General features: G+C 68.0%; 26 protein-coding genes and 2 pseudogenes. 9 read left to right on the top strand and 19 right to left on the bottom strand.

What is annotated here, in order from left to right; all coding sequences use genetic code 11:
* A pseudogene (locus HII36_RS22085) lies at positions 1 to 913 on the bottom strand (hypothetical protein); the annotation flags it as partial.
* 133 nt (positions 914 to 1,046) lie between these two features.
* On the opposite strand from HII36_RS22085, the gene HII36_RS22080 reads away from it, so the two are divergent.
* Entirely contained in the window at positions 1,047 to 1,709 is a 663-nt protein-coding gene (locus HII36_RS22080) for a response regulator transcription factor (protein WP_173525138.1), read from the top strand.
* 26 nt (positions 1,710 to 1,735) lie between these two features.
* Positions 1,736 to 2,890, top strand: coding sequence for a sensor histidine kinase (locus HII36_RS22075; RefSeq protein WP_173525137.1), 1,155 nt, complete (start codon positions 1,736 to 1,738; stop codon positions 2,888 to 2,890).
* Here the strand turns inward: HII36_RS22075 and HII36_RS22070 are convergent.
* The gene (locus HII36_RS22070) at positions 2,887 to 3,249 is read right to left on the bottom strand and encodes a MerR family transcriptional regulator (protein WP_173525136.1); all 363 of its coding nucleotides are present in this window, start codon (positions 3,247 to 3,249) and stop codon (positions 2,887 to 2,889) included. The genes HII36_RS22075 and HII36_RS22070 overlap by 4 nt on opposite strands.
* Positions 3,250 to 4,214: 965 nt before the next feature.
* Here HII36_RS22070 and HII36_RS22065 point away from each other — a divergent pair.
* Both HII36_RS22065 and HII36_RS22060 read left to right on the top strand, forming a co-directional pair.
* On the top strand, positions 4,215 to 4,688 hold the full coding sequence (locus tag HII36_RS22065) for a hypothetical protein (RefSeq protein ID WP_173525135.1): 474 nt from the start codon (positions 4,215 to 4,217) through the stop codon (positions 4,686 to 4,688).
* A gap of 298 nt (positions 4,689 to 4,986) precedes the next feature.
* Positions 4,987 to 5,670 (top strand): DsbA family oxidoreductase, encoded by a 684-nt coding sequence (locus HII36_RS22060; protein ID WP_173525134.1) that lies wholly within the window; start codon positions 4,987 to 4,989, stop codon positions 5,668 to 5,670.
* A 170-nt stretch (positions 5,671 to 5,840) separates the two neighbouring features.
* Here the strand turns inward: HII36_RS22060 and HII36_RS22055 are convergent, their stop codons facing one another.
* Complete coding sequence (locus HII36_RS22055) at positions 5,841 to 6,263, bottom strand: winged helix-turn-helix transcriptional regulator (RefSeq protein WP_173525133.1); 423 nt, start codon at positions 6,261 to 6,263, stop codon at positions 5,841 to 5,843.
* A 143-nt stretch (positions 6,264 to 6,406) separates the two neighbouring features.
* Between HII36_RS22055 and HII36_RS22050 the strand changes: the two genes are divergently transcribed.
* Positions 6,407 to 7,057 (top strand): FMN-dependent NADH-azoreductase, encoded by a 651-nt coding sequence (locus HII36_RS22050; RefSeq protein WP_173525132.1) that lies wholly within the window; start codon positions 6,407 to 6,409, stop codon positions 7,055 to 7,057.
* Between the two features lie 335 nt (positions 7,058 to 7,392).
* Here HII36_RS22050 and HII36_RS22045 read toward each other — a convergent pair whose 3' ends face one another.
* Positions 7,393 to 7,902, bottom strand: a complete 510-nt coding sequence (locus tag HII36_RS22045) for a hypothetical protein (protein ID WP_173525131.1) — start codon at positions 7,900 to 7,902, stop codon at positions 7,393 to 7,395.
* A gap of 922 nt (positions 7,903 to 8,824) precedes the next feature.
* Between HII36_RS22045 and HII36_RS22040 the strand changes: the two genes are divergently transcribed.
* Entirely contained in the window at positions 8,825 to 9,088 is a 264-nt protein-coding gene (locus HII36_RS22040) for a hypothetical protein (RefSeq protein WP_173525130.1), read from the top strand.
* Positions 9,089 to 9,570: 482 nt separating this feature from the next.
* The gene (locus HII36_RS22035; protein WP_173525129.1) at positions 9,571 to 10,392 is read left to right on the top strand and encodes a hypothetical protein; all 822 of its coding nucleotides are present in this window, start codon (positions 9,571 to 9,573) and stop codon (positions 10,390 to 10,392) included.
* An 811-nt stretch (positions 10,393 to 11,203) separates the two neighbouring features.
* On the opposite strand, the gene HII36_RS22030 is transcribed toward HII36_RS22035, so the two are convergent.
* From HII36_RS22030 to HII36_RS22020, 5 genes and pseudogenes are all read right to left on the bottom strand, one after another.
* Entirely contained in the window at positions 11,204 to 11,797 is a 594-nt protein-coding gene (locus HII36_RS22030) for a hypothetical protein (RefSeq protein WP_173525128.1), read from the bottom strand.
* 290 nt (positions 11,798 to 12,087) lie between these two features.
* The gene (locus HII36_RS56770) at positions 12,088 to 12,618 is read right to left on the bottom strand and encodes a hypothetical protein (RefSeq protein ID WP_236003741.1); all 531 of its coding nucleotides are present in this window, start codon (positions 12,616 to 12,618) and stop codon (positions 12,088 to 12,090) included.
* A gap of 79 nt (positions 12,619 to 12,697) precedes the next feature.
* Positions 12,698 to 13,168, bottom strand: a complete 471-nt coding sequence (locus HII36_RS56765; protein ID WP_236003740.1) for a hypothetical protein — start codon at positions 13,166 to 13,168, stop codon at positions 12,698 to 12,700.
* Positions 13,169 to 13,485: 317 nt separating this feature from the next.
* A pseudogene (locus HII36_RS59235) lies at positions 13,486 to 13,980 on the bottom strand (phage minor capsid protein); the annotation flags it as partial.
* Positions 13,943 to 14,377 (bottom strand): hypothetical protein, encoded by a 435-nt coding sequence (locus HII36_RS22020; protein ID WP_173525126.1) that lies wholly within the window; start codon positions 14,375 to 14,377, stop codon positions 13,943 to 13,945. The gene HII36_RS22020 and the pseudogene HII36_RS59235, both read right to left, overlap by 38 nt.
* A 373-nt stretch (positions 14,378 to 14,750) precedes the next feature.
* Here HII36_RS22020 and HII36_RS22015 point away from each other — a divergent pair, with 373 nt between their 5' ends.
* Positions 14,751 to 15,068, top strand: coding sequence for a hypothetical protein (locus HII36_RS22015; protein WP_173525125.1), 318 nt, complete (start codon positions 14,751 to 14,753; stop codon positions 15,066 to 15,068).
* Positions 15,069 to 15,078: 10 nt separating this feature from the next.
* Here HII36_RS22015 and HII36_RS55785 read toward each other — a convergent pair whose 3' ends face one another.
* The 6 genes from HII36_RS55785 to HII36_RS21995 form a co-directional block, all read right to left on the bottom strand.
* Positions 15,079 to 15,393 (bottom strand): phage terminase large subunit family protein, encoded by a 315-nt coding sequence (locus tag HII36_RS55785; RefSeq protein ID WP_217369806.1) that lies wholly within the window; start codon positions 15,391 to 15,393, stop codon positions 15,079 to 15,081.
* Positions 15,394 to 15,395: 2 nt separating this feature from the next.
* A complete protein-coding gene (locus HII36_RS55780) occupies positions 15,396 to 15,746 on the bottom strand; it encodes a hypothetical protein (RefSeq protein ID WP_217369805.1) in 351 nt (116 codons plus the stop codon).
* Positions 15,739 to 16,251, bottom strand: coding sequence for a hypothetical protein (locus tag HII36_RS55775; protein WP_217369804.1), 513 nt, complete (start codon positions 16,249 to 16,251; stop codon positions 15,739 to 15,741). Before HII36_RS55775 ends, HII36_RS55780 begins: the two co-directional genes overlap by 8 nt.
* Positions 16,248 to 16,610 (bottom strand): hypothetical protein, encoded by a 363-nt coding sequence (locus tag HII36_RS22005; RefSeq protein ID WP_173525124.1) that lies wholly within the window; start codon positions 16,608 to 16,610, stop codon positions 16,248 to 16,250. The genes HII36_RS55775 and HII36_RS22005 overlap by 4 nt, the downstream gene beginning before the upstream one ends.
* A 199-nt stretch (positions 16,611 to 16,809) precedes the next feature.
* The gene (locus tag HII36_RS22000) at positions 16,810 to 17,064 is read right to left on the bottom strand and encodes a hypothetical protein (protein ID WP_173525123.1); all 255 of its coding nucleotides are present in this window, start codon (positions 17,062 to 17,064) and stop codon (positions 16,810 to 16,812) included.
* Entirely contained in the window at positions 17,065 to 17,283 is a 219-nt protein-coding gene (locus HII36_RS21995; protein ID WP_173525122.1) for a hypothetical protein, read from the bottom strand.
* Positions 17,284 to 17,546: 263 nt separating this feature from the next.
* On the opposite strand from HII36_RS21995, the gene HII36_RS21990 reads away from it, so the two are divergent.
* Positions 17,547 to 17,951: a hypothetical protein gene (locus tag HII36_RS21990; RefSeq protein WP_173525121.1), complete on the top strand. Its 405-nt coding sequence runs from the start codon at positions 17,547 to 17,549 to the stop codon at positions 17,949 to 17,951.
* Between the two features lie 192 nt (positions 17,952 to 18,143).
* Here the strand turns inward: HII36_RS21990 and HII36_RS21985 are convergent, their stop codons facing one another.
* The 4 genes from HII36_RS21985 to HII36_RS21970 form a co-directional block, all read right to left on the bottom strand.
* Positions 18,144 to 18,299, bottom strand: coding sequence for a hypothetical protein (locus tag HII36_RS21985; RefSeq protein WP_173525120.1), 156 nt, complete (start codon positions 18,297 to 18,299; stop codon positions 18,144 to 18,146).
* Between the two features lie 26 nt (positions 18,300 to 18,325).
* Complete coding sequence (locus tag HII36_RS21980) at positions 18,326 to 18,967, bottom strand: hypothetical protein (protein WP_173525119.1); 642 nt, start codon at positions 18,965 to 18,967, stop codon at positions 18,326 to 18,328.
* The gene (locus HII36_RS21975; protein WP_173525118.1) at positions 18,937 to 19,236 is read right to left on the bottom strand and encodes an ATP-binding protein; all 300 of its coding nucleotides are present in this window, start codon (positions 19,234 to 19,236) and stop codon (positions 18,937 to 18,939) included. The genes HII36_RS21980 and HII36_RS21975 overlap by 31 nt, the downstream gene beginning before the upstream one ends.
* 186 nt (positions 19,237 to 19,422) lie before the next feature.
* Positions 19,423 to 19,986, bottom strand: a complete 564-nt coding sequence (locus tag HII36_RS21970; RefSeq protein WP_173525117.1) for a hypothetical protein — start codon at positions 19,984 to 19,986, stop codon at positions 19,423 to 19,425.
* Positions 19,987 to 20,010: the final 24 nt, after the last annotated feature.

Here is a 20,010-nt window from a genome sequence, read left to right as displayed (position 1 = left end):
CCACCGCCCCGCCGATCAGCAGGAGGTCGGCCCGCAGCCCGCCGTCCATCGTGGCGGGCCCGATGTCACCGCTGCCGGTAACGATGATCTTGTCACCGGCCACCACCGCCCCGCCCGGATGGTGCGGCGTCCTTCCGTCGGGCTTCAAGCCGACCCCGACGTCGTCATACCGCCAAGGCCCGCCCACACCCTCCCGCGTGATCTCGTCGAACGTGGCCGTGGCCTGGGCGAAGGCTTGCGCCATCGTCCACAGCGCGCCTGGCGAGGTGGCGAACAGCCCCATCTCGACCGTTTCCGGCAGCCCGGCCAGCTCCACCGTGCCGATCTCGGTCCACGTCCGGCCGTCGCCCGACTCGTAGCCGGTGATGCGGTCGCCCGAGCGGGTCAGCCGCAGCCATCGCGGGCCGCCGCCGGGGCGGCCGGCCACGTCGTGGATGTAGTTGTGCTGCATCCGCACCCCGTGGCCGCCGGTGAGCATGACGGCCGCGTACGGCGTCCCGGGCTTGAGGCTCGGCCGGACGAGGAGTCCGGCCTTCGCCCACGGCACCACCCCTCGCTCGACGTTGCGCACCCCGGGGACGACGTCCGGCTGCCGCATCTGCCCGGTCAGGTCCGACACGCGGGCGGTGATGCCGCCGTTCCCCTTGAGCGGCTGGTGCACGAAGTAGTACTTGTCGCTCACCGCCGTCCCGTCTGGTCCCGTCAGGGGCGCGGGACAGGGGCCCTCACCCTTCCAGGTGATGCAGGTGCTGCGGGTGCCCGCGGCGATCAGCAGCCCAAGCGACACGGTGATCAGCACCGCGGCCGCCATGGCGAGCAGCGGGCCGGGCGCGGTGCGGAACCTGGTCCACTCCGCGTGCAGGTCCTGGGGGAAGCCGTCCTGGTCGGGCCGGTGCGGCTTGGTTCGACTCATGCCGACGGTTGTACGCGACGTCCGGTCGCGGTCCGGTCGCGGCCGCTGCGACCTGGTTGGAACCCGGCGTCTGGCATCGTGGACGCATGACCGCCCCACCCCGCCCCCGTACGATCACCGCCGGCGGGTGGCGGTGAGGGTCCTCGTCGTCGAGGACTTCGAGGTCCTGGCCCGCTCCATCGGCGCCGGGCTGCGCCGCGAGGGCATGGCCGTCGACGTCGTCCTGGACGGGACCGCCGCGCTCGACCGCCTCGCCGTCACCCGCTACGACGTGGTGATACTCGACCGCGACCTGCCCGGCGTGCACGGGGACGAGATCTGCCGGCGTCTGGCCCACGACCGCTGCGAGACCCGGGTGCTGATGCTCACCGCCTCCGGCACGATCGAGGACCGCGTCGACGGCCTCGCTCTCGGCGCCGACGACTACCTGCCCAAGCCGTTCGCGTTCGCCGAACTGGTGGCCCGCGTCCGCGCGCTGGCCCGCCGCACCGCCCCGCCGCTGCCGCCCACACTGGCCTACGGTGACCTCGTCCTCGATCCGGCCCGCCGCGTCGCGTTCCGCGCCGGGCGGCGGCTCGAGCTGAGCCCCAAGGAGTTCGCCCTGCTCGAATGCCTGCTCGCGGTGCCCGGCCTGGTCCTCTCCGCGGAAGACCTGCTCGAACGCGTCTGGGACGAGGCCGCCGACCCGTTCAGCAGCGCCGTCAAGCACACCGTGCACCGGCTGCGGGCCAAGCTCGGCGACCCGCCGGTGATCGAGACCGTCCGCGAGGGCGGCTACCGCATCGGATCCGCATGACCTCCCATCGACCGTCTCAACTCACCATGGCCTCCCCGCGACCGCGTCAGCGCACCGCGCCCCTCCGGCGACCGGCCCGGAGATCCCTGCAGACGCGGCTCGCGCTCGCCTACGCGGCCGGCATCTACACCGCCGGCGTGCTGGTGCTCGTCTTCGTCGCCGTCGCGCTGGCCAGCGTCGACGCGAGCACGCCCATCGGCGCCTCCCCTTCGCCGGCCACCACCGGCGACGGGCCCGGGATCGCCCTGCCCCGGCTTCTCGTGGGCTCCGGTGTGGCCCTGGTGCTGCTGATCCCCGTCGCGCTGGCGCTCGGCTGGCTGGTCGCCGGACGGTTCCTGCGGCCGCTGCGTGCGATCACCTCGACCGCCGAGATCATCTCGGCCGGCACCCTGCACCGGCGCCTCGACCTGGGCGAGCCCACGGACGAGCTGAGCGAACTCGGCCACACCCTGGACGACCTGTTCGCCCGCCTCCAGACCGCCTTCGACGCCCAGCGTCACTTCGTCGCCAACGCCTCACACGAACTGCGCACTCCGCTGGCCGGCGTGCGTACCCTGCTCGAAGTGGCACTCGCCGACCCCGACGCCGACACCGGCACGCTGCGCGCGGCCTGCCAGGAGGCCCTGGCCGTCGGCGCGTACCAGGAGCGGCTGGTCGAGGCGCTGCTCACGCTCGCCACCAGCGAGCGCGGCGTCACCCGCTGGGACGCGCTCGACCTCGCCGACATCGCCGGAGAGGTGCTCGCGTCTCGCCGCGACCAGGCCGTGCGCAAGGGCCTCGACCTCGCCGAACACCTCGCGCCCGCGCCGACGTCCGGGGACCCGCGACTGGTCGAGAGCCTCGTCGCGAACCTCATCGACAACGCCATCCGCCACAACCACCCGGACGGGCACGTCACGGTCACCACCGACGCGCAGGCGGCCATCACGGTCGCCAACAGCGGTCCGGTGATCCCCGGTGACCAGGTCCAGCGCCTGTTCCAGCCGTTCCAGAAACTGACGGCCGATCGCCACGGCGGCGGCTACGGCGACGGCGGCCATGGTGTCGGGCTCGCCATCGTCCAGGCGGTCGCGCAGGCCCACGACGCCGACCTCACCGCCCGGGCGCGCCCGGAAGGTGGCCTGTCCATCACCGTACGGTTCGCCCCCGGCTCTCCTGGCTCTCCCGAAGAGGGGCGCTAGGACGCCGGTTGCGGACGCAGCGGGCAGCCGGTGTCGACCCGCGCGGCGAGCTCGGCCCGCAGGGCGGCCAGTTCGGCCATGCGCGCGTCGATGATCTGGATCTTGTCCGCCAGCAGCGCCGACAGCGCCACCGCCTGGTCCGGCGCGTCGCGCAGTTCCTCGCCGTGCCTGGCGATCTCGTTCAGCGAGAAGCCGAGCGCCTGCGCGGTTTTGACGTAGTGCAGCCAGGCCACCGTCTCGGCCGGGAAGTCGCGGTAGCCGTTGTCCAGCCGCCGCCCTTCGACCAGGCCGACCTTCTCGTAGAACCGGATGGTGTCGCGGCTCATCCCGGTTTCAGCGGCCAGTTCTCCGATGCGCATGCCCCTCCGCCCGGCTCATGGACTCGACCTTCGAGCGCAGTCGATTCCATTGTGTCAGCAATGGCTCCCTGACCAGCTCCATGGTAGGCAGCCGCTTTTGATGATCTTCAGGCACGTGCTGCCGCCGCCTGCACCTCGCCCGGGAGCACCTTCGGCCACAGGGCGGCATCCTCCGCCCGATACAGCCGATCACCAAATGCAGCAGATGCGGATGTCCAAAGCATGATCACGCTTCCGTTCTGGACGTGTCAGAAGCCGGGCGAGCACGGCCGCGACGCGATCGGGAGAGACACTGCGCGGCATCCCGTAATGAGCCATCACTGAACTTGGGTGCGCCCACTCGGCCGTCGGCCGATGTGGCGGGATCGTCGAATGTCCGGCAGATGTCCGGCCTATGTCCTGGGTCGGCACAGGCCCCGACGTTAAGTTCAAGGCTGATCCTGAAAGAAAATTTCGCGGGCTTTTCCTTATTTTCTGGCGAGAATAAGGCATGCCAGGAAACAGCAGATAGGGCCATTCTCGAGTACCCAGAAAGGTAGATCATGATTTCGAGGACAATAGCAGGCTTGTCCATGGCCGCAGCGCTCGTCGGGAGCACGATCCCCACTGCGCACGCTGCTGCGGCAGCCCCCGTCAACTGCGACATCGCCATCGGATCCAGTGATGGCCACGTCGTCACCGGCTATTGCACCTCCGGAACGGGGACACGGTACTGGATCGTCGCGGAGTTCTGCACCCCGAGCCGATGCGGCCCCTTAGGCGGAACCGCGGTTCCCTACGGGAAGGTCAGCATCGTGAGGGCGGGCAGCACCGCCTTCTGGAGCCTTCGCTACCGCTACTGCGCCAACGACGGCACATGCACCGCCTGGCGCAGATGAAAAGCGAGCCCCTCGTGACAGAAGCACTGCCAGAGAACGCAGCTGATCAGGAGTTATGAATTTCCCGGAACCATTGGAAGGAGCACGATGAAGCACCTCAGATCGCCGGCGAGGGCGGCTGCCGTCGTCGTCATCCTGTTCTCGATGTTCGCGGTCAGCACCTCGGCACAGGCCACGGCAGGCAGGAAAGGTACGGACGAGCCGGCGGTCGGCGCGATGGCCTGGACCCCGACATTAACTCCGTTCGACAGCACCCGAGAAAGGGTGTACCGAAACCTGTCCGGGACGGCGCGGAACTACTGGCTGACCTTCTGTAGGGCCGGATACCTGTGCGTCGCCGCCGGCCAGGGAGATGGTCTGCACACTGTCTACCATCTCTATTACTGCGGAGAACGTTCCCTCAGAAACTTCATTGACGCGGGCGCCGTCCGCAATCGCCAGACCGACGAGGCAGTCGCCCGGCTGAAGGACATCTCCCGGGTCACCAAACGAGAAATTCCAGCCGACGGTGCGATACATGGCGTCGATTGGCGCCCGATCTACTACCTCGATCCATGCTGACGGCCACGGCCGGGAACTCGGAACGATAGTAGGCATGCAAACGGCCGCCCCCGAAATTCGGAGGGCGGCCTCTTGCATGTCCAGCAACAGTGGGCCTACCAGGACTTGAGCGACGTTCGCGAACATGGCCCCCTCACCAGAGGAGGAGTGAGTCTCAGGCGGCCTGCACCTTCGGGCCCAGGCACAGCCTCTTCGCGGTAGTGCCTGCCGGGCAATGCCACGCACTTGAAAGTGCCTTTTGTAGGCCTTGTCTTACTCACTCATGATGGTGTTACGCACTACTAGTGAGGTGAGGAAGATGACTGAACGCGCAACACAACCCGACGGGCCGCAGGTCGTCATCGAGGTGTGGTCCGACCTGGGCTGCCCGTGGTGCTACGTCGGCCAGCACCGGCTCCGGGCCGCGATCGCGCAACGTCCGGACGCGGACAGGTTCGGCATCAGGATGCGCTCCTTCCAGCTGAACCCGAACGCGCCGCAGCAGCCGGAGACGATCGAGAAGGCCTTCATCCGGGCCTACGGCGGTACTGCCGCCCACGCCCTCCAGGCCGAGCGCCAGATGCAGACGATCGCACGCGGCGAGGGGCTCGAGTTCTCTCTGGACCGGTTCGGCGCCAACACCTTCGACCTGCACCGCGTGGTGCAGTACGCAGGCGACCAGGGCCGCGGGTTCGAGTTCTTCTCCGACGTCCAGGACGGCTACTTCGCAGGCACACTCAACCCCTACGACTCCGACGCGCTGGCAGGCGTCGCACTGTCGGTCGGATTGGACGAACGGCGAGTCCGCGAGATCCTCGCAGGTGACGAGTACGCCGACCGCGTACGCGCCGACCGGGCCGAGGGCCTGGAACTGGGCGCCACCGGCGTCCCATTCGTCGTCCTCGACCGCCGGGTGGCCGCCCCGGGCGCCCTGAAGGTCCACGTCTATGGCCAATTGCTGGAGCAGGTGGCCGGGACGGTACCGAGTGAGCTTGCGTCATGAGCGAGGCGAGGGACGGCCTTCAGATCGTGACGGCCCCCAGCGATGGGTGGTGTGAGCCCGATACCGGGGTGTGCCACACAGGCACCACCGACGAGGCAGCGAGCGGTATGCCCGATGTGCCCGTCACTACGGAGCGATGAGCGCCACCGACGCCTCAGCCCGCCGGCACCTCAGCCCGCCGACGCGTTGCCCGCGACCTTGCCTCGGCCAACTCCTGTCAGCTCGCTGGCGGCCCGGTTGCCGGCGATCTCCCCGTGGTGGGCGGCGGCCCAACCGGCCATCGCCGTCACCGCGCCCAGCAGTGACCGGCCCAGGTCCGTCAGCTCGTACTCCACTCGCGGCGGGACCTCGGCGTACGCGGTCCGGGTGATCAGGCCGTCGCGCTCGAGATGCTTGAGCGTCTGGGTCAGCATCCGCTGAGAGATCCCTGGGATGCTCGCGTGCAGGTCGGAGTAGCGCAGCGGGCCGGCGTTCAGGGTGCTGACGGCCAGCACCGTCCACTTGTCGCCGATGCGGTCGAGCACCTCACGGATGAAGGCGCTGTCCTCCGGCCATGCCTGGCACGGACCGGCGATCTGTCGCGCTGACGCCATCTCAAATACCTCTCATCCGGGTGTAACCGCACTACCAGTATGTAACGCCCACCAACGGCAACACACCACCGATCCACGACCACGGCTCGCTCTCGGATCACCGGAAGCGCGCTCTCTCAAACCACTCCGAAAGGAACCCACCCATGTCTTACCTGCTTCACATCGACTCCTCCTCGCTCGGCGAGGCCTCGATCTCCCGCCAGGTCGCCCAGTCCTTCCTCGACGGCTGGCACGGCGAGGTCGTTCACCGCGATCTCGCCGCCGCACCCGTGCCGCACATCAGCGCGGCCGGCATCACCGCACGCGCCACCGACCCCGCCCAGCACACCGACGAGCAGGCTGCCGCAGCGGCGATACAGGACACCCTGATCGAAGAGTTCCTCGGCGCCGGCGCCTATCTCTTCACGGTGCCGATGTACAACCTGACGATGCCGTCGGTGTTCAAGGCATGGCTCGACCAGATCATCGTCTTCGGCCGCACGGTCAAGCGCGGAAGCCCGTCGCAGGTCGCCGGGCGTCCCGCCGTGGTGATCTCGGCTCGGGGCGGCAGCTACGGCCCCGGTGCTCCCAGGTACGGCCTGGACTACGTCGTCCCCGTCCTCGAGGCGCTGCTCGGCCACGAGGACATGTTCGGCCTGGACGTCACCACCGTGATCCCCGAGCTGACCATGGCTCCCCACGAGACGGCGCTGGCCGCGCTGCTTCCGATGCACGAGGCGTCCATGGCCGGGGCCCACCACCGTGCTCGCGTACTCGCCGGCAAGCTCGCCGACGTCACGAGCGCCGCCGCCTGAGTCCCGACGTGCGTCCTCGCAGGGGCGCGATCCGCCATGGCGCGGTGCCCACCAGGCGATGCGGTTGCACGCCACACCACCGCAGCGCCGGTCGCGGTGCCGCAGCCGCTCCGCATCGAGGCCGGCCGCACCCCTGCCCGGCGTCACCCGAAGCGGACGCACCACCGCCTCCGACGCCGAGACCGTGACAACCGCCGTACGGTATGGGCCAAGTCACCGTCACACTCACCCGAAACGGGCCGTGAACCGCAAGGGGGTGGCCCAAGGCCAGAAGGACATCTCGCGGCACAGCTCCTCCTCCGCCAGGTAGTCGCAGCTGATCTGGAATCCGTCCGTCAAGCCAGGCCAGTCGGGCGCGACCAATCGGGTGCCGGATCCCCGAGCAGGACGACCTTGCCGACGACGGGATCGAAGCCGAGAACCGGGTCCAGGCTTCCGCCTTCCGGGGTCATCAGCACTGGCTTGCCGAGTTCGCTCCCGATCGCCCGCAGGAAGTCGCAAAGTATGTCAACGCCTTCTTGCCCTTGCAGTTCACGAAGGTCGACATCGAAGTCGATCTCGGTGTCGGACATGAGCAGGAAGATCGCGAGCACGCCCGGAGCGGGCCAGACCCGCAGCGACACCGTGTCAGCATCGGGTGAACGCGCGAGCACTTCGGCGGCGGTGGGCAACGGCAGGATCGTGTCCCCTTGCGAGTACTGCCACTGCCATCCTCGCGTTCTGACCAGGTCCAGGACGGTCTGCCAGTCCTCGACGGTGGCGTCCGGGACGAAGAGGTCCGGCAACGCTCCCATGAAGTCGGGATCGAAGAAGTCCCTGACCTCGTCCCATCGAAGATCCGTCATGTCATCATGCTGCCTGGCCGCGAGCCCTGCCGCAGCTCGATTACGTCGGCTTCCGATCGACAGCGATGACCTGAAGCCGTGCCGCCTGGGCCGGAACACCGATCCGCCGCGGAGCCGCGCCGGACGGCGTGGGGACGTCGGCGAGACGTCCAGAAACCGGTCAAGGGGCGGCCTGGCCGTCGGTCTGCCGGGCGAGGCGAGCACGCGCCGCAGGTTGTCCGTGGGCTCAAGGCGCAGGGCCCCGCCGCGCGGATCACGGCCCACAGGTCGTCGCTGCTGACGAGCAGCCAACAGGTCCGGCGCAGCGCGCGGCCTCGGCACCGGCGTCCAGCCCCTGGACCGCCGCGGTGCCGTAACCGACCCGCTGGATCCCCCATGTTCGTACCGAGCCCAAAGACGCACAGCGGCAACCGGCGACGCACCTTGGTGGTGGCCAGTCGGCAAGCTTGTCGCCATCGCTGGCCCGACCTGGCCCGCCGGAGCTGCGGAGCCGGAGTCGCTGGTACAGAAGATGGCCAACGGTCAAGGAGCGGTGAATCTGCAGACGACGGTGAGCTGGTCGGCCATGAGGTCGATCAGGACGCCCTGCTCTGGCTCTCACGCACACGGGGTGAGACGTCAACGCGCAACCGGACCCACTTGGACTGCGGCACCTGCTCGTCACGCCACCCAGGTGGACGCATGGTTTGGCGGGGAGGCTTGAACCTCACGTCCTCCACCAACCCGGTACAAGTCGAGTAGACCAGGGCCGGATGATCAGGCGGGCCTGGTCTACGTCGCAGCCCGCTTGCATGGCACGTTACGACAACCCGGTCAAGAGTCCGGCGACGATTCCATGGCCGTCGGCACATCCGGCGGATGCTCCGTTTCCGAATAGAACGGGCCGGAGATCTCCGGCATCCCGACCATGACAGGAGCAGACATGCAAGCTGATGTCCCCCGCCCCACCCGCCGCTGGGTGCGGCTACTGGCATCCCTGGCCATCGCGACCGCCGGCCTCACTGTCACCGCAGCCGTCAGCACGGCGACCCCTGCCAATGCCTGCTGCTACGTTCCCCAGCACCCCGACGAAGAGGCCTTCGAGGTCCAACCACGCCCAGGCGTCGGCAACTACGACTACATCTACAGGAGCGGACGAGTCCGCGAATATCGCAACTTCACGTTCTTCCGCGAGTACTACCGCTGACGACGAGCGCCCGCCCCGCTGACCACCGGCCAGCGGGGCGGGCGCCCTGTGCATGGCGCTCTCCTGGACGCCGCCGCCGTACGCGACCGAGCCCCCGGCTCACAGAGGCAACGGGCTGGAGGACCCGCTGTTCGCGTACATGAGCGCGAGGCACCCCGCTGCCGCTCTGCGCATCCGCCCGGATCGTCCCCGAAGAACCAGCCCGACGTAGTCACCCCGCAGCATCGGCCCGGCAGGCAGCGCGGGGTTCGTCGTGGACCTCCAGCGTGACGGGGACTTCCCGTTCATCCCAGATGCACCACTCGATGACCACCAGTGCCGCGTCGTCGTGGACAACTTCCCGCCCGGGGCTGCCGGCCGGCGAGCGCCGTAGCGCCGCATCCACTTCCGGATGGTGGCAGGTTCGCGGCCAAGTCGTCATGGGACGAGGCCATGCTGAATCGGCCATATCCCGCATCCCTGAGTTCTGCCACCCTCCGGACATGGGACAGCTCCTGCCTCTGGTCGGTGTCGTGATCGGAGTGATCGGCACCATTGCCACCACGAGCTTCGCTGATCAGCGTCGATGGAAGAGGGAACAAGCCATCCGCTGGGACGAGCACCGACTGGATGCCTACGTGGAGTTCGCCGGCCTCATCCAAGAGACGTTCGACCTGACATGCCGTATCACTGCTTCAGATCGTCCTCGCTCACGAAGCCTCCCCATTGACTGGGACACTGGCTGGGCGCTCATCTCCGAGACGGAACTCGGACGCAATAGAGCCTTGCAAAAGGTTCTCGTTTTCGGCGACCACACAACGGCGGATGCAGCCCTGGCGTGGTTGGATGCTGTAATCGATCTCCAAGTGTACGCCCGCTCCAAGCCCAACGCATGGGATGAATGGCGGACGATTCTCGCTCGGATGGACCGGGCAAAGCACCTGTTCTACGAGGCGGCACGACGCAGCATCGCCCTCGCGGTGGGCCAGGATGAAGCGGCCGTCGCCGTTCTCGGTCCAGACGATCCCGTCCGCTGTCCATTGGACGCCGATCTCGCACGGCTGGGCGATGTGCTGTGCGCCGACCACGTGGCGGCTGTAGGTGAACTTGAGCGAGGCGATGTCGTTCAAGGGTCAGGCGACCTGGATGTTCAGAGGGTGCGGGAGGATTCCGAGCCGCGTACCGTTGGGGGCGTAGCGACGAGGCGGAGGTCGAACGGCATGTCGTTCTCTCCCTCGCCCCCAAGGATTCAAGGTTGGATCGTTATTCTGAGGCGAGTTGGTTGCCCTGAACTTGCCCTGCAACTCCCTGGCCTGCGCACCTAGTTGAAGTGACGTTCAACGACAAGACACAGGCACTCTGCTGAATTGAGGTTCAACAAAGCTCCGTCAATACTCGGGGCCCGCACAGCCGGGTAGAAATTGCATGCGGAGGCTTTAGTCGCGCTAGACTTACGGCTCGCAGCTCGGCGCACTGTGCTCGCTCCTTCCGCGCGGCCACGCTGCGGGACGCCCAGCCGACCTTGGTCCTGGTGGGTGCCTCGCGGTGTGGCCGACCGGCTGCACCCTCCTGGGTGTGGAAGGGGGTGAAAGTAGAGTGCTGGGCTCATACGGGCCGGACAACGATCGGCTGCTGGTTCTGATCCAGCTCCTTATGGTCCTGCTCGACTTCCTGAATAGGAACGGGCCTCACTAGCGCTGACATCGCTAGAAGGCCCGCCCGTTGGGTAGGGAGCCCCGCTCGTGGTTGTTGGCCGAGGGCGGGGTCTTCCTTGTGATCTCCCCAGCCATCCGCGATAAGAGTCACTGGCTGTCTAGGGTTCGCTTGCAGTGTAGCAACGACGGTGACCTGTTGTAGCGGACATCGCCACAGCTCCTGCGTTCATGGGGAACCATGCCACATTCCGTTCGTCAAAGACCCTCTGTCATGGGGATTACGCCGCCGCGATAGCGCCAAAGATTCTGCATTCATGATGAACTTCGCCACATTCCATTCACCAAAGACCCTCTCTCACGGAGATTACGCCACTGCGATAGCGCCAGAGTTCTGCATTCATCACGAACTGCGCCACACGTACCCCGTCACAGACCCCAGTTCATGGAGACCGTGCCACTCCCATTGCGCCAGAGGCCCTCTTTACAGAAACGCGCGGGGAGCTCGCACCTCCAGCTTGGAGGCGACAGTGACGCCGGAGTCAGAGCAGGAGATGAGCACCGCACGGGAGAACGGATCGCCTACCGCGACGGCTGGGGTGAGGTGCAGCCACCGCGACGCCGAGCCTGGCCCGAACACGGAGATGACGCCGGTCTTGTCCGTGCCCGTGGCCAGGTCCCACGTGTCCGTGGTGACCAGGGCGGCGCGCATCGCCGCAGCGTCGAGCAGTAACCGTTCCCCCGCCGCGATGGTGGTCGAGCCGGATGTGAGCAGGCCGAGCACGCCGCCGGTGGCGACGTCGGTCACGGTCGCCGACGAGATGGGGCCGGTGATCCGGATGAGCGAGTCCACGATGGGCGCGGTGGAGCCGACCAGAGTGGTGATCGGCTGGTTTTCGGTGTCGGCGTTACCGGCCCAGGTGGTGGTGGTCTCGTCGCGCCAGTAGACGCCGGGCACTTCAACGACGGCGGTGAGGCGGGCGCGGGCTGCATCGACGTGGAGGTCGGGCTCGCTGGCGGCGACGATGGTGACGTCGGCGACGCGGACGATACTGCCTGCCTGGTAGCGGAGGCGCATGAGCCGGTGCCGGACGCGAGCAGGGCACTGAGGGCTTCGAGGTTGGCTTCGAGCTGGGCGAAGCCGCCGTCGACGCATGCCGGGGTGGCTCCAGTGACGGTGAGCACCAGCGAGAAGCTGGTGAGTTCGTGGTCGAGGCCAACGATGGGCAGTTCCCGGCGCGGCCGGGGGACGGCGACGCGGACCGCTCGCGCGCCCGGCAGCGGCCGGCGCTGAGTTCCGCGATTGAGCCGCCAGCAGTCGGCCGGGGTGGTCGAGCGGCACGCCGTCCAGGTAGTACTGTGGCACGGTCAGATCACCCCCAATGCGCCCGCGAGCTGGAGCCCGTGGTTGACGGTGGCCGAGGTGGGTTCGGCCTGCGGGTAGTAGTTCGTCTGGTGCACCACGACCCGCGACCCTAGGCCGCCGGACGGGAGTGCGAAGCCCGGCGTGGGGACGTCGGGAATGGCCGCGCCGGCGACGATTCCGGCCATGCGCTGGACGGCGGTACGCACGAGGCCGCCTGCGGCGGTGATGCCGAGAGCGAGCCCGGCCGGGACCTGGCGGCCGATCTTGGCGAAGAGTCGGGACGGGGAGTGGATGCCGAGGAAGTCGAGCACCGGCTGCGGGAGGACGGACCGGATGAAGCCCATGCGGGGATGCCGAGAGTTTTCTTGACAACAGTAGCTGCGGTAGATGCGCAGCCACAGCACGCCGAGCGCCCGTTCACGAGCGGTCGCGCCCGCAGAGTCGTACGGGCATTCGGTGATCGGCCGCGCGTGCAGCGCGGCCCACCGCGCGGTCGTGATGGCCGCGCGCCGGTCGAGGCCGGACAGGCTCACCTCCGCTGCTCCCTCGCTCGCTGAGCGGCCTTCCGGTCGGAGGCGCGGCCGAGCAGGTCCGCCCGGAATTCGATCAGCGTCATGCGCGGGTGGTTCTCCCACCACGCCTTGAGCTCGTCCGAGGCGTACTTGTCGGCTCGCGCCTGCGGCCGGACAGCAGGGTGCGGCCGTCGATCCCGGCCGCCCGGCCCGCTTGGTTGGTGAGGATGCCCCGCGTGTACCGCTCAGCCGCCAGGAACTGGGTCTCCAGCCATTCGTCGTACAGCCGCTTGGCCACCTGGTCCAGCGTCTCCCCGGGGCGCCGCATCTGCTCGGCCGTCTGCCGAGACTCCTCACCCCGTGCCACCTCGGGGTCGAGGCCGTACACCTGCGCGTAGGCGTCCATCGGGTCCACGCCGTCGTCGATAAGGTCGGTGACAGCGCGGTCTTCGGCGGTGTCGTCGGCCTGCCACGACCACGTCGGGTCCTGCTCGCGCGCGTCCAGGTCGGCCAGCAGCCGCTCCAGCGCGACCGGGTCACCCTCTTTGGAGAAGCGCCGCACCAGCTCCATCTCACCTGGTCGTCGGAGGCGTTGACGAACTCGGGCGGCAGCTTGGCGACCGCCTCCCGCACCCGCTTCTCGCGCGCCTGGTCGCGTTCGGTGTCGCGCCGCTCCAGCACGCTGATGATCCTCGCCACGGCGGCCTCGTCGCTCGCCCACCGGCCGAGCAGCGCGGCCAAGGCCTCATCCGTGCGCTTGTCCAGGTCACGCGGAAGCGTCTCCTGCGCCTGCCGGTCGGAGCGGGCCGGGATGCCGGACTGCTTGGCGTGCTCGCGGATCTGCCCGGTGAGCCGGTCAGCGCGGGCGGCCGCCTTCCTGCGCTGCTCAGCGTCGAGCGCGACCCCGGCCTGCCGCTTCGCGCTCCTCAGCTCCGATTCGAGGCGGCGCAACTTCTGCGCCGCCTTGTAGCCGTCAGGTCCGGCGCGATGCCGGATCGGCGGCAGCGGCCGGGTGGCGCCCGGCAGGTAGCCGCCGAGCGTGTGCCCGCAGGCGGGATGCAGCAGGCCGGCGGCGCGGGCCTGTGTCACTGTGCCTTCGACGAACACGCTCACCATGTCGTCGGACACGGCGGTCTCTTCCTGCCGCCAGCCGATCGGCCCCGTCTGGGAGAGGATCTTGCCTTCCCAGCGGGCGCACCGCTCGCACGTGTACGGCGGCCGGGAGACGATGACGAGGTCGATGTCGTTCTCGGCCAGGGTGGCGAGGTGGCCATCCGTCGCGGCCTGCGCCATCGCCGTCCGAGTGGCCATCTCGGCGTACGCGCTGGCTGACAAGACGCGGCCCTTACTGTCGGTGAAGCCGGTGATACCCCTCCTGGCCACCTGATCCAGAAGCTGGGCCTGCGCCTGTCTCACCGGGGCGGTAGCAGATGACCAGCTTCGACCAGCCTCCGGACGCGGACAGCACACTTGTCCACGTCTGGTCGGGGATGTCGAGGTCCAGCCGGTCGTTGACGTCGTCCGGGGCCACCACGTTCAGGTCGCCGGCCACCAGGGCCTTGCGCGCGTATCCGTTTTCGATCGGCACCTCGTTCGTGGCACCGGCCACGAGGTCCGCGAGGCTGTCCTTGTCCCGCAGCGCCGCGTCGGACTCCAGGCCCGCGGTGGCCAGCGCGACGACGAGGAGCGCGGACCCAGCCGGGTCGCCGACCTTGACCCGGTGGTGAAACTCGGCCGTGCGGCCCAGGGAGACGTTGGACACGAAGTCGACCACGGTCATGCTCCATTCACAGGGGGGTGAGGTCCTGCGGTGCGGCCTGGCCTGCGCGGCTGCCCCTCAACAGCGCGCGGCCGGGACCGCACCGGGGGCTCGACGCGCGCGTACGGGGACGACGCGCACGGAGCCGGCACGCGCCCCGGATGGTCCGACCGCCACAATCGGGATCTCCGGGGGCGCGCGTTCTAGGGGGCCTGTGCGGAGCGCAGTTCATCAGGCCATGCATTCGTCCACACGACGTGGGTTGGCCCTGATGCCTCAGGGATGCCCACGACTCACGGGATATGGGTAGGGCGTACTCAGGCATTGATGCCACGTGCGGCGCATCCTGGCTGGAGACGGAGGCTGCGGCCCTCTTCCACACAGGAGGCTCACCATGACGCTGCTGAAAGACGTCCGGGGACCCTGGCGGATCATCCAACAGGGCGGCACCGTACTGGATGTCAACGTGTTCAACCAGGACAAGGGAGGCTTCATCGACGGCACCATCAGACACGGCAACAACACCGTGAACATCGAGGACGCGCGGGTGACTCAGACCCAGATCACGTTCAGAGCACCGTGGTCCCCCAACAGCAAGGGCCGCTATACGGGGCACTTCGACATCCAGGGGATCACGTTCGACGAGCTGCACACTGGCAATCAGGCGACCTGGGCCACTCCGGACAAGCTGTTCGGGGACGTCGAGTTCTAAACCCACCAGTCTAGTAGGCGGGCACAGGTTCAAGCAGCCGCATCCACACCGCCTGCGTGGTGTGGAGCGCGTACCTCATCGCGTCCACGCTGTGGTCGTGTTCCTTGAGCGGGGCGTCTTCGCCCTTCTCCGCCTTGCGGTCGTCCCAGGCGTAGCCGACGATCTCGTCCAGGAGGTCACAGCAGGAGGCGTGGACGCGCAGGTGGTCAGCGGCGATCAGGTTGGACACGGTCCGGATGCCCTCCAGCACCGAGTTGTCACCCTGCTGGGACCGGAACCCGTCGCGGTGCAACTGGGTGACGAAGCTGGCCGCGCTGGGGTCCACGATCAGCCAGTCCGGCCGGCCCCGTGCGTGCCGGGGCCATATGTGTCGGGGATGCCGTCCAGCCACTCGGCCAGCCGCAGCGAGTATTCGGCGTCGGTGAGCTGGCGGCGCTGGACGCGGGAGTTCCACCGCCATTCGTTGGTGACGTAGATGCGCCGCTGCCCGGTCTCGTCCGGGGTGCTGACGCCGACGAGGACAGCATCGAACGGGTTCGCGGTCCCGTAGTCGATCCCCGTCGCGAGCCACTTCTCCATCAGCGGCAGCTCGTGGACGACGTGCCGGTCTTCGTCGAACATGTCGAAGATGGCGCCCTCGGCCATGACCCACAGCCCCGAGACGAAGCGTTTATACAAGAGGCCGGTGTACTCCTTCTTCAATGCCTTGACGTACGCGGGGTCCGGGGCGTGGTTGTCGTCGAGGCGGAAGTGCCACGTCCCAGAACGGGCGCTCGAGAAGCGTGCTCTCGTCCACGTACACGCCCGCGCAGGTCATGCCGCGTAGCCGGGTTTCGGCGCGGGCGTCCGCGCACGAGATGATCTCAACCTTGCGCCCGAGGATGGTCGCTGTTGGGGCGCCGCGGGTGTAGGAGATGCGTGCCGCGAGTGGCCCAGTGATGGCGGGATCCATCAGCGGGTCGAACACGTTTCGCGAGATCGTGTCCGCCGTCTTGCCCACGATGATGAGGGAGCCGCCGCGCGGCGCGTTCGCGACGAACGCCAACCAGCGCAGCAACGAAGCGATCGTCTTCCCCGACCGGATGGCGCCCTGCCAGATGTTCAGCCGCGCGTTCGACTCGGCGATGCTGCGTTCCTGCTTGGGCGACAGCCGGACGGCCAGGCCCAGCGCGCCGCCGGTCATGCTTCCCCTCCGGCGTCGTCGTAGATGATCTCGCCGGTGACGACGACGTCGGTGTGGACGTTGGCCGCCGTGATGGCGTCCATGTCCGGGTCCGGCACCTGGTAGCGGTGCTGGAGCTGAGCCAGCATCGTGCCGAGCAGGGACGCCATGTCGTTGTCCGGGGCACCGTGACGGTTCAGCTCGGACACGCCGGTGAGCGGCGCATGCGTCCTGATGATCTTCAGGCAGGTTTCCGCCGCCTGCACCTCACCCTTCAGCACCTTCGGACAGAGGGCGGCCATCATCCGATCCAAGCGGCTCAGTGTCAGATGCAGCAGATGCTCCGCCGCCAGACCTTCCGCCTTGGCGGCCCGCTTCAACGCCGCGGTGATGTCCCCGGACGCGGCCTGCGGGCTGTTGTAGCCCAGCCGTTCGGCGCATCAGCGTCGGGGAGACTCCGGCGACCCGCATCTGGAGCGCCTGATTGCGGCGCTGGGCGAGTTCGAGCTTGCGCGTGCCGTCAGCCATCGCCCGTACTCACCCCCGCCTCTGTTGTCGGCTCCGCCAACGGAAGCCTGGTCAGTGCTCCGCCCGCTCGGCAGGGTCGCCGATCGGGACGTGGTCCACCAGGTCGGGCAGCTGCGGCTCCACGATCTCCACCGTGTGCCCCGTCACGAACACGCCGCGAGCGCCGCCCTGCTCGGAGAACACCGCCAGCGACGGCATCCACCAGCCGTCTCCTTCGTCGGGGGCCTGGTCCACGATGAGTGCGAACGGCTCCTCCGCGACGCCGCCGATCTCGTACAGCGGCAGCCGCAGCACCTGGATACGCACCTACTCCCCCTCGCCCGAGCCGCCCTCGTCGCTCTCGCCGCCGGCGGGGGGCGCAGCCGGGGCGGTGACGGCGGTGAAGCTGCGCTGGAAGACGCTGCGGGACTCCTTCCAGAAGCCACCCGCGCCGTCGTGCACGATGTAGTCGCCCAGGTGGGCGCGCAGCATCCCCTCTGGCGTCTGGAGGTCGATGGGCTCGTACTGGCGGATGTCCACAGCCATGATCATTTCTCCGTTCGTTGACGCTTCCGGCGCCGGGCAAGCAGGGTCTCACGCGGTCCGGGAGACGCTGCCGTGCATCCACCACGGGTCGTCCCTCGACGAGTGATCCCCAGGAGTCGTAGCCGGTCGAGTTCAGGGGGCACTGCAACAGGCGTGCGTTTGCGGGGAGCGCTGGTCAGGGTTGAGCCGGATGGAACGGGATGGCACGGGTTGGAACGTCATGAGGGTGAGCTGTTCACATCGATCTCTACAAGGAGAACCGAATGACTCTGAGGAAGAAACTCGCCTGGCTCGCCTCCGTAGCCGCCATAACCTCACTCGGGGTCGCTGGCCCGGCGACCGCGACAACGACGGCAGGATGCATTCTGACCATCGAGCGGCAGATCGGCTCGGACTTCTACACGGCGACCGTCGGCTGCACCGACGCGGCAACTATTTCCGCATTCGACCTGAAGGGAGATGACGAGTGGCCCAATCCGGATGACTTCATCATCAAGATCTGGGGTTCCACCGGCACCGTCAGCGGCGACTATCTCAACGAGGACGTCGGGGCCCGAGACGAGATCTACGCCAAGGTCTACTACACGGACTTCGGCGGCAAGAGCAGGACGGCGAACACCAACCGGGTGGACGGCTACTTCGGCTGTGTGATCGATCCGGTCTGCTAGATCGCGACTGCCGCACGTAGCGATGCCACAAGCGCGGCCACGACGAAAGAGCCCGCCGCTCACCGGGTAGGACCGCCGCATTTGCGCGGCGGTCCCCTCCCTTCCGGGCGTGCCACTCCTCGCCGCACCTCTCGTGCGGCATGATCGGCATCGGCGACACGGACGAGGCCCTGGCCAGCCTGAGGAGCAAGCTCACCGTACCCGCCGAACGGCGGGTGGGATGTACTCGAAGCTGACGAGGCCGAGCCGGCGCGGGTCCAGCGTGTTCGCATGCTGGTTCCGCCGCTTGCTGCTGGTGTGGAGCTTGGTGGCGCGGCCCTGCCGCTGCCACCGCGGGCTGCGCTCCATGAAAGCGATCAACGCCGGGTGCGACGTCACATTCCGGTCCCGGAAGCCCCGCTCGTGCAGGTGCTGGCCGATCCAGTCCTCAGGAGTCCGCCGATCGACAGTCCTTGGAAGTCCGGCAGCACCGCCAGGCGGTGACCGAGTTTGATGTCACGCACCCTCGGATGCTGGAAGTGCCTGTAGGCCGCGAACGCGACCGGTTTGCCGTCGATGCACCCGGTGAAGCATTGGGCGGCGTTGCTGATGTCGCCGCTCAGATGGTGATGGTGGCGAAATAGCTGCCACAGGGACCGGTCGGCCGCGTGGATGTCGAGCTGGAACGTGGGCCGGGGTTGAACCGACCTCCAGGTGAACGCCGCGGTGGCCACGTCGTACACCCAGTCCGGCTGGAGCCAGTCCACCACGTCGTAGTGGCAGGTGACCGCGACGAGCTGTCGCCCGGCCCGGCGGACCGACTTCGCGACCGCGTGGCTCGCGACCTTCGCCACCTGCCGATCCACGACGGATGTGAACTCGTCCACGACCAGGAGCCCGGCGTGTTCGGCCAGCGCGCCGGCCATCGACGCGCGGAACGCCTCCCCGTTCGACAGCGTCTTGTACGGCCGGAGCCACGCGGGCGGGCTCGAGAGTCCTACTGCGGTCAGCAGGCCGACGATGTCCTTGATGCCCATCCCGGGCGGAAGTCGTCCACGAGTGCTCGGTCGCCCCACGGATGGTCCCGGACGAGCCGGCCGGGCCACAGCTCGCGCGCGATCGTGGACTTGCCGGAACCTGACGGGCCGACGAGCAGGCCGACGTTCCACTTCCTTTCCTCCACGGGGAGCACGGCCGACCACGTGTTGGTCAGCTTCTCCTCCAGCGGCACGTCGAACATGCCTTGGAGCTGGAGCACGCGGGCGGTGCGGCGTATCGGGGTGGCGAGGGTGATGTCCGCGCGCACGGGCGACTCCCTTCCATGCGATTTGCACTGCTGGTCGTGGCGTGGGTAGAAGGGAATCGCCGCACATCACTCGGGAGCTTGATCACACCACTAGGGCCTCCCCTGTCCACGAACCTGACCGCCCGTGCAGACGGTGGCCGCTGCCTTAGGGCGATCTGGGCCACGACGGCCCGGTTCTCACCCGCCTTATGTCCCGTCCCCCGTGATCCCATCCGCCGGGTCTTCTCGTTGCTTTAGACTCAGCCCCGGCAGCAGCGCCCAGTCAAGATCTGAAACAGCCCCACCTCCATCTGCCGGCCCTCCCCTCAACCCGAGAACGGTTCGTGTTACCTCGGCGAAGGCGACAGATACATCTGAGTGCGCTTTGATAGCGGAGCCCAACCGCGATGGGCCGAATGCCGGGTTCTCTCTGAAGCGGTGAATCTCAGCCGCCATTCGGGCACCGGACTCGGCAAGCTCACGCAGTGCGGCGATGAGCTTCTTGTCATGCGTGACGAATAGAATCTGCGCCTCAGCCTCGCGCTTGGCCTTGAAATCCCATTGCTCCCAGCGGCCCCTGTCTCTCCCACGATATACGTCGAAGGCGGCTAACGCGGCGTCGCGTTCGAGTGCCCAGATCAACGCACACTGGGTGTGAAGCGTGCGACGCCACTCCGCTCTTGAGAGCATTCTGGCCGCTATCAGTTGGCTCAAGAGCGCAACGGAGGCGCCAATCAGGGCGCCTGCGAGACCTATGACAGCTTCAGACATGGTTCGATCGTCTGTCATAGACGA

This window comes from Nonomuraea antri, from assembly GCF_013283785.1.
Lineage (GTDB): Bacteria > Actinomycetota > Actinomycetes > Streptosporangiales > Streptosporangiaceae > Nonomuraea > Nonomuraea antri.
This window is presented reverse-complemented; position numbering and strand designations above follow the sequence as displayed.

Excerpts from the sequence above, each read along its gene's own strand:
- HII36_RS22075 (WP_173525137.1), top strand. The coding sequence starts at position 1,736 with ATGGCCTCCCCGCGACCGCGTCAGCGCACCGCGCCCCTCCGGCGACCG.
- HII36_RS22070 (WP_173525136.1), bottom strand. The coding sequence starts at position 3,249 with ATGCGCATCGGAGAACTGGCCGCTGAAACCGGGATGAGCCGCGACACC.
- HII36_RS22065 (WP_173525135.1), top strand. The coding sequence starts at position 4,215 with ATGAAGCACCTCAGATCGCCGGCGAGGGCGGCTGCCGTCGTCGTCATC.
- HII36_RS22060 (WP_173525134.1), top strand. The coding sequence starts at position 4,987 with ATGACTGAACGCGCAACACAACCCGACGGGCCGCAGGTCGTCATCGAG.
- HII36_RS22055 (WP_173525133.1), bottom strand. The coding sequence starts at position 6,263 with ATGGCGTCAGCGCGACAGATCGCCGGTCCGTGCCAGGCATGGCCGGAG.
- HII36_RS22050 (WP_173525132.1), top strand. The coding sequence starts at position 6,407 with ATGTCTTACCTGCTTCACATCGACTCCTCCTCGCTCGGCGAGGCCTCG.
- HII36_RS22045 (WP_173525131.1), bottom strand. The coding sequence starts at position 7,902 with ATGACGGATCTTCGATGGGACGAGGTCAGGGACTTCTTCGATCCCGAC.
- HII36_RS22040 (WP_173525130.1), top strand. The coding sequence starts at position 8,825 with ATGCAAGCTGATGTCCCCCGCCCCACCCGCCGCTGGGTGCGGCTACTG.
- HII36_RS22035 (WP_173525129.1), top strand. The coding sequence starts at position 9,571 with ATGGGACAGCTCCTGCCTCTGGTCGGTGTCGTGATCGGAGTGATCGGC.
- HII36_RS22030 (WP_173525128.1), bottom strand. The coding sequence starts at position 11,797 with ATGCGCCTCCGCTACCAGGCAGGCAGTATCGTCCGCGTCGCCGACGTC.
- HII36_RS56765 (WP_236003740.1), bottom strand. The coding sequence starts at position 13,168 with ATGGAGCTGGTGCGGCGCTTCTCCAAAGAGGGTGACCCGGTCGCGCTG.
- HII36_RS22020 (WP_173525126.1), bottom strand. The coding sequence starts at position 14,377 with ATGACCGTGGTCGACTTCGTGTCCAACGTCTCCCTGGGCCGCACGGCC.
- HII36_RS22015 (WP_173525125.1), top strand. The coding sequence starts at position 14,751 with ATGACGCTGCTGAAAGACGTCCGGGGACCCTGGCGGATCATCCAACAG.
- HII36_RS55775 (WP_217369804.1), bottom strand. The coding sequence starts at position 16,251 with ATGACCGGCGGCGCGCTGGGCCTGGCCGTCCGGCTGTCGCCCAAGCAG.
- HII36_RS21995 (WP_173525122.1), bottom strand. The coding sequence starts at position 17,283 with ATGGCTGTGGACATCCGCCAGTACGAGCCCATCGACCTCCAGACGCCA.
- HII36_RS21990 (WP_173525121.1), top strand. The coding sequence starts at position 17,547 with ATGACTCTGAGGAAGAAACTCGCCTGGCTCGCCTCCGTAGCCGCCATA.
- HII36_RS21985 (WP_173525120.1), bottom strand. The coding sequence starts at position 18,299 with ATGGAGCGCAGCCCGCGGTGGCAGCGGCAGGGCCGCGCCACCAAGCTC.
- HII36_RS21980 (WP_173525119.1), bottom strand. The coding sequence starts at position 18,967 with ATGGGCATCAAGGACATCGTCGGCCTGCTGACCGCAGTAGGACTCTCG.
- HII36_RS21970 (WP_173525117.1), bottom strand. The coding sequence starts at position 19,986 with ATGTCTGAAGCTGTCATAGGTCTCGCAGGCGCCCTGATTGGCGCCTCC.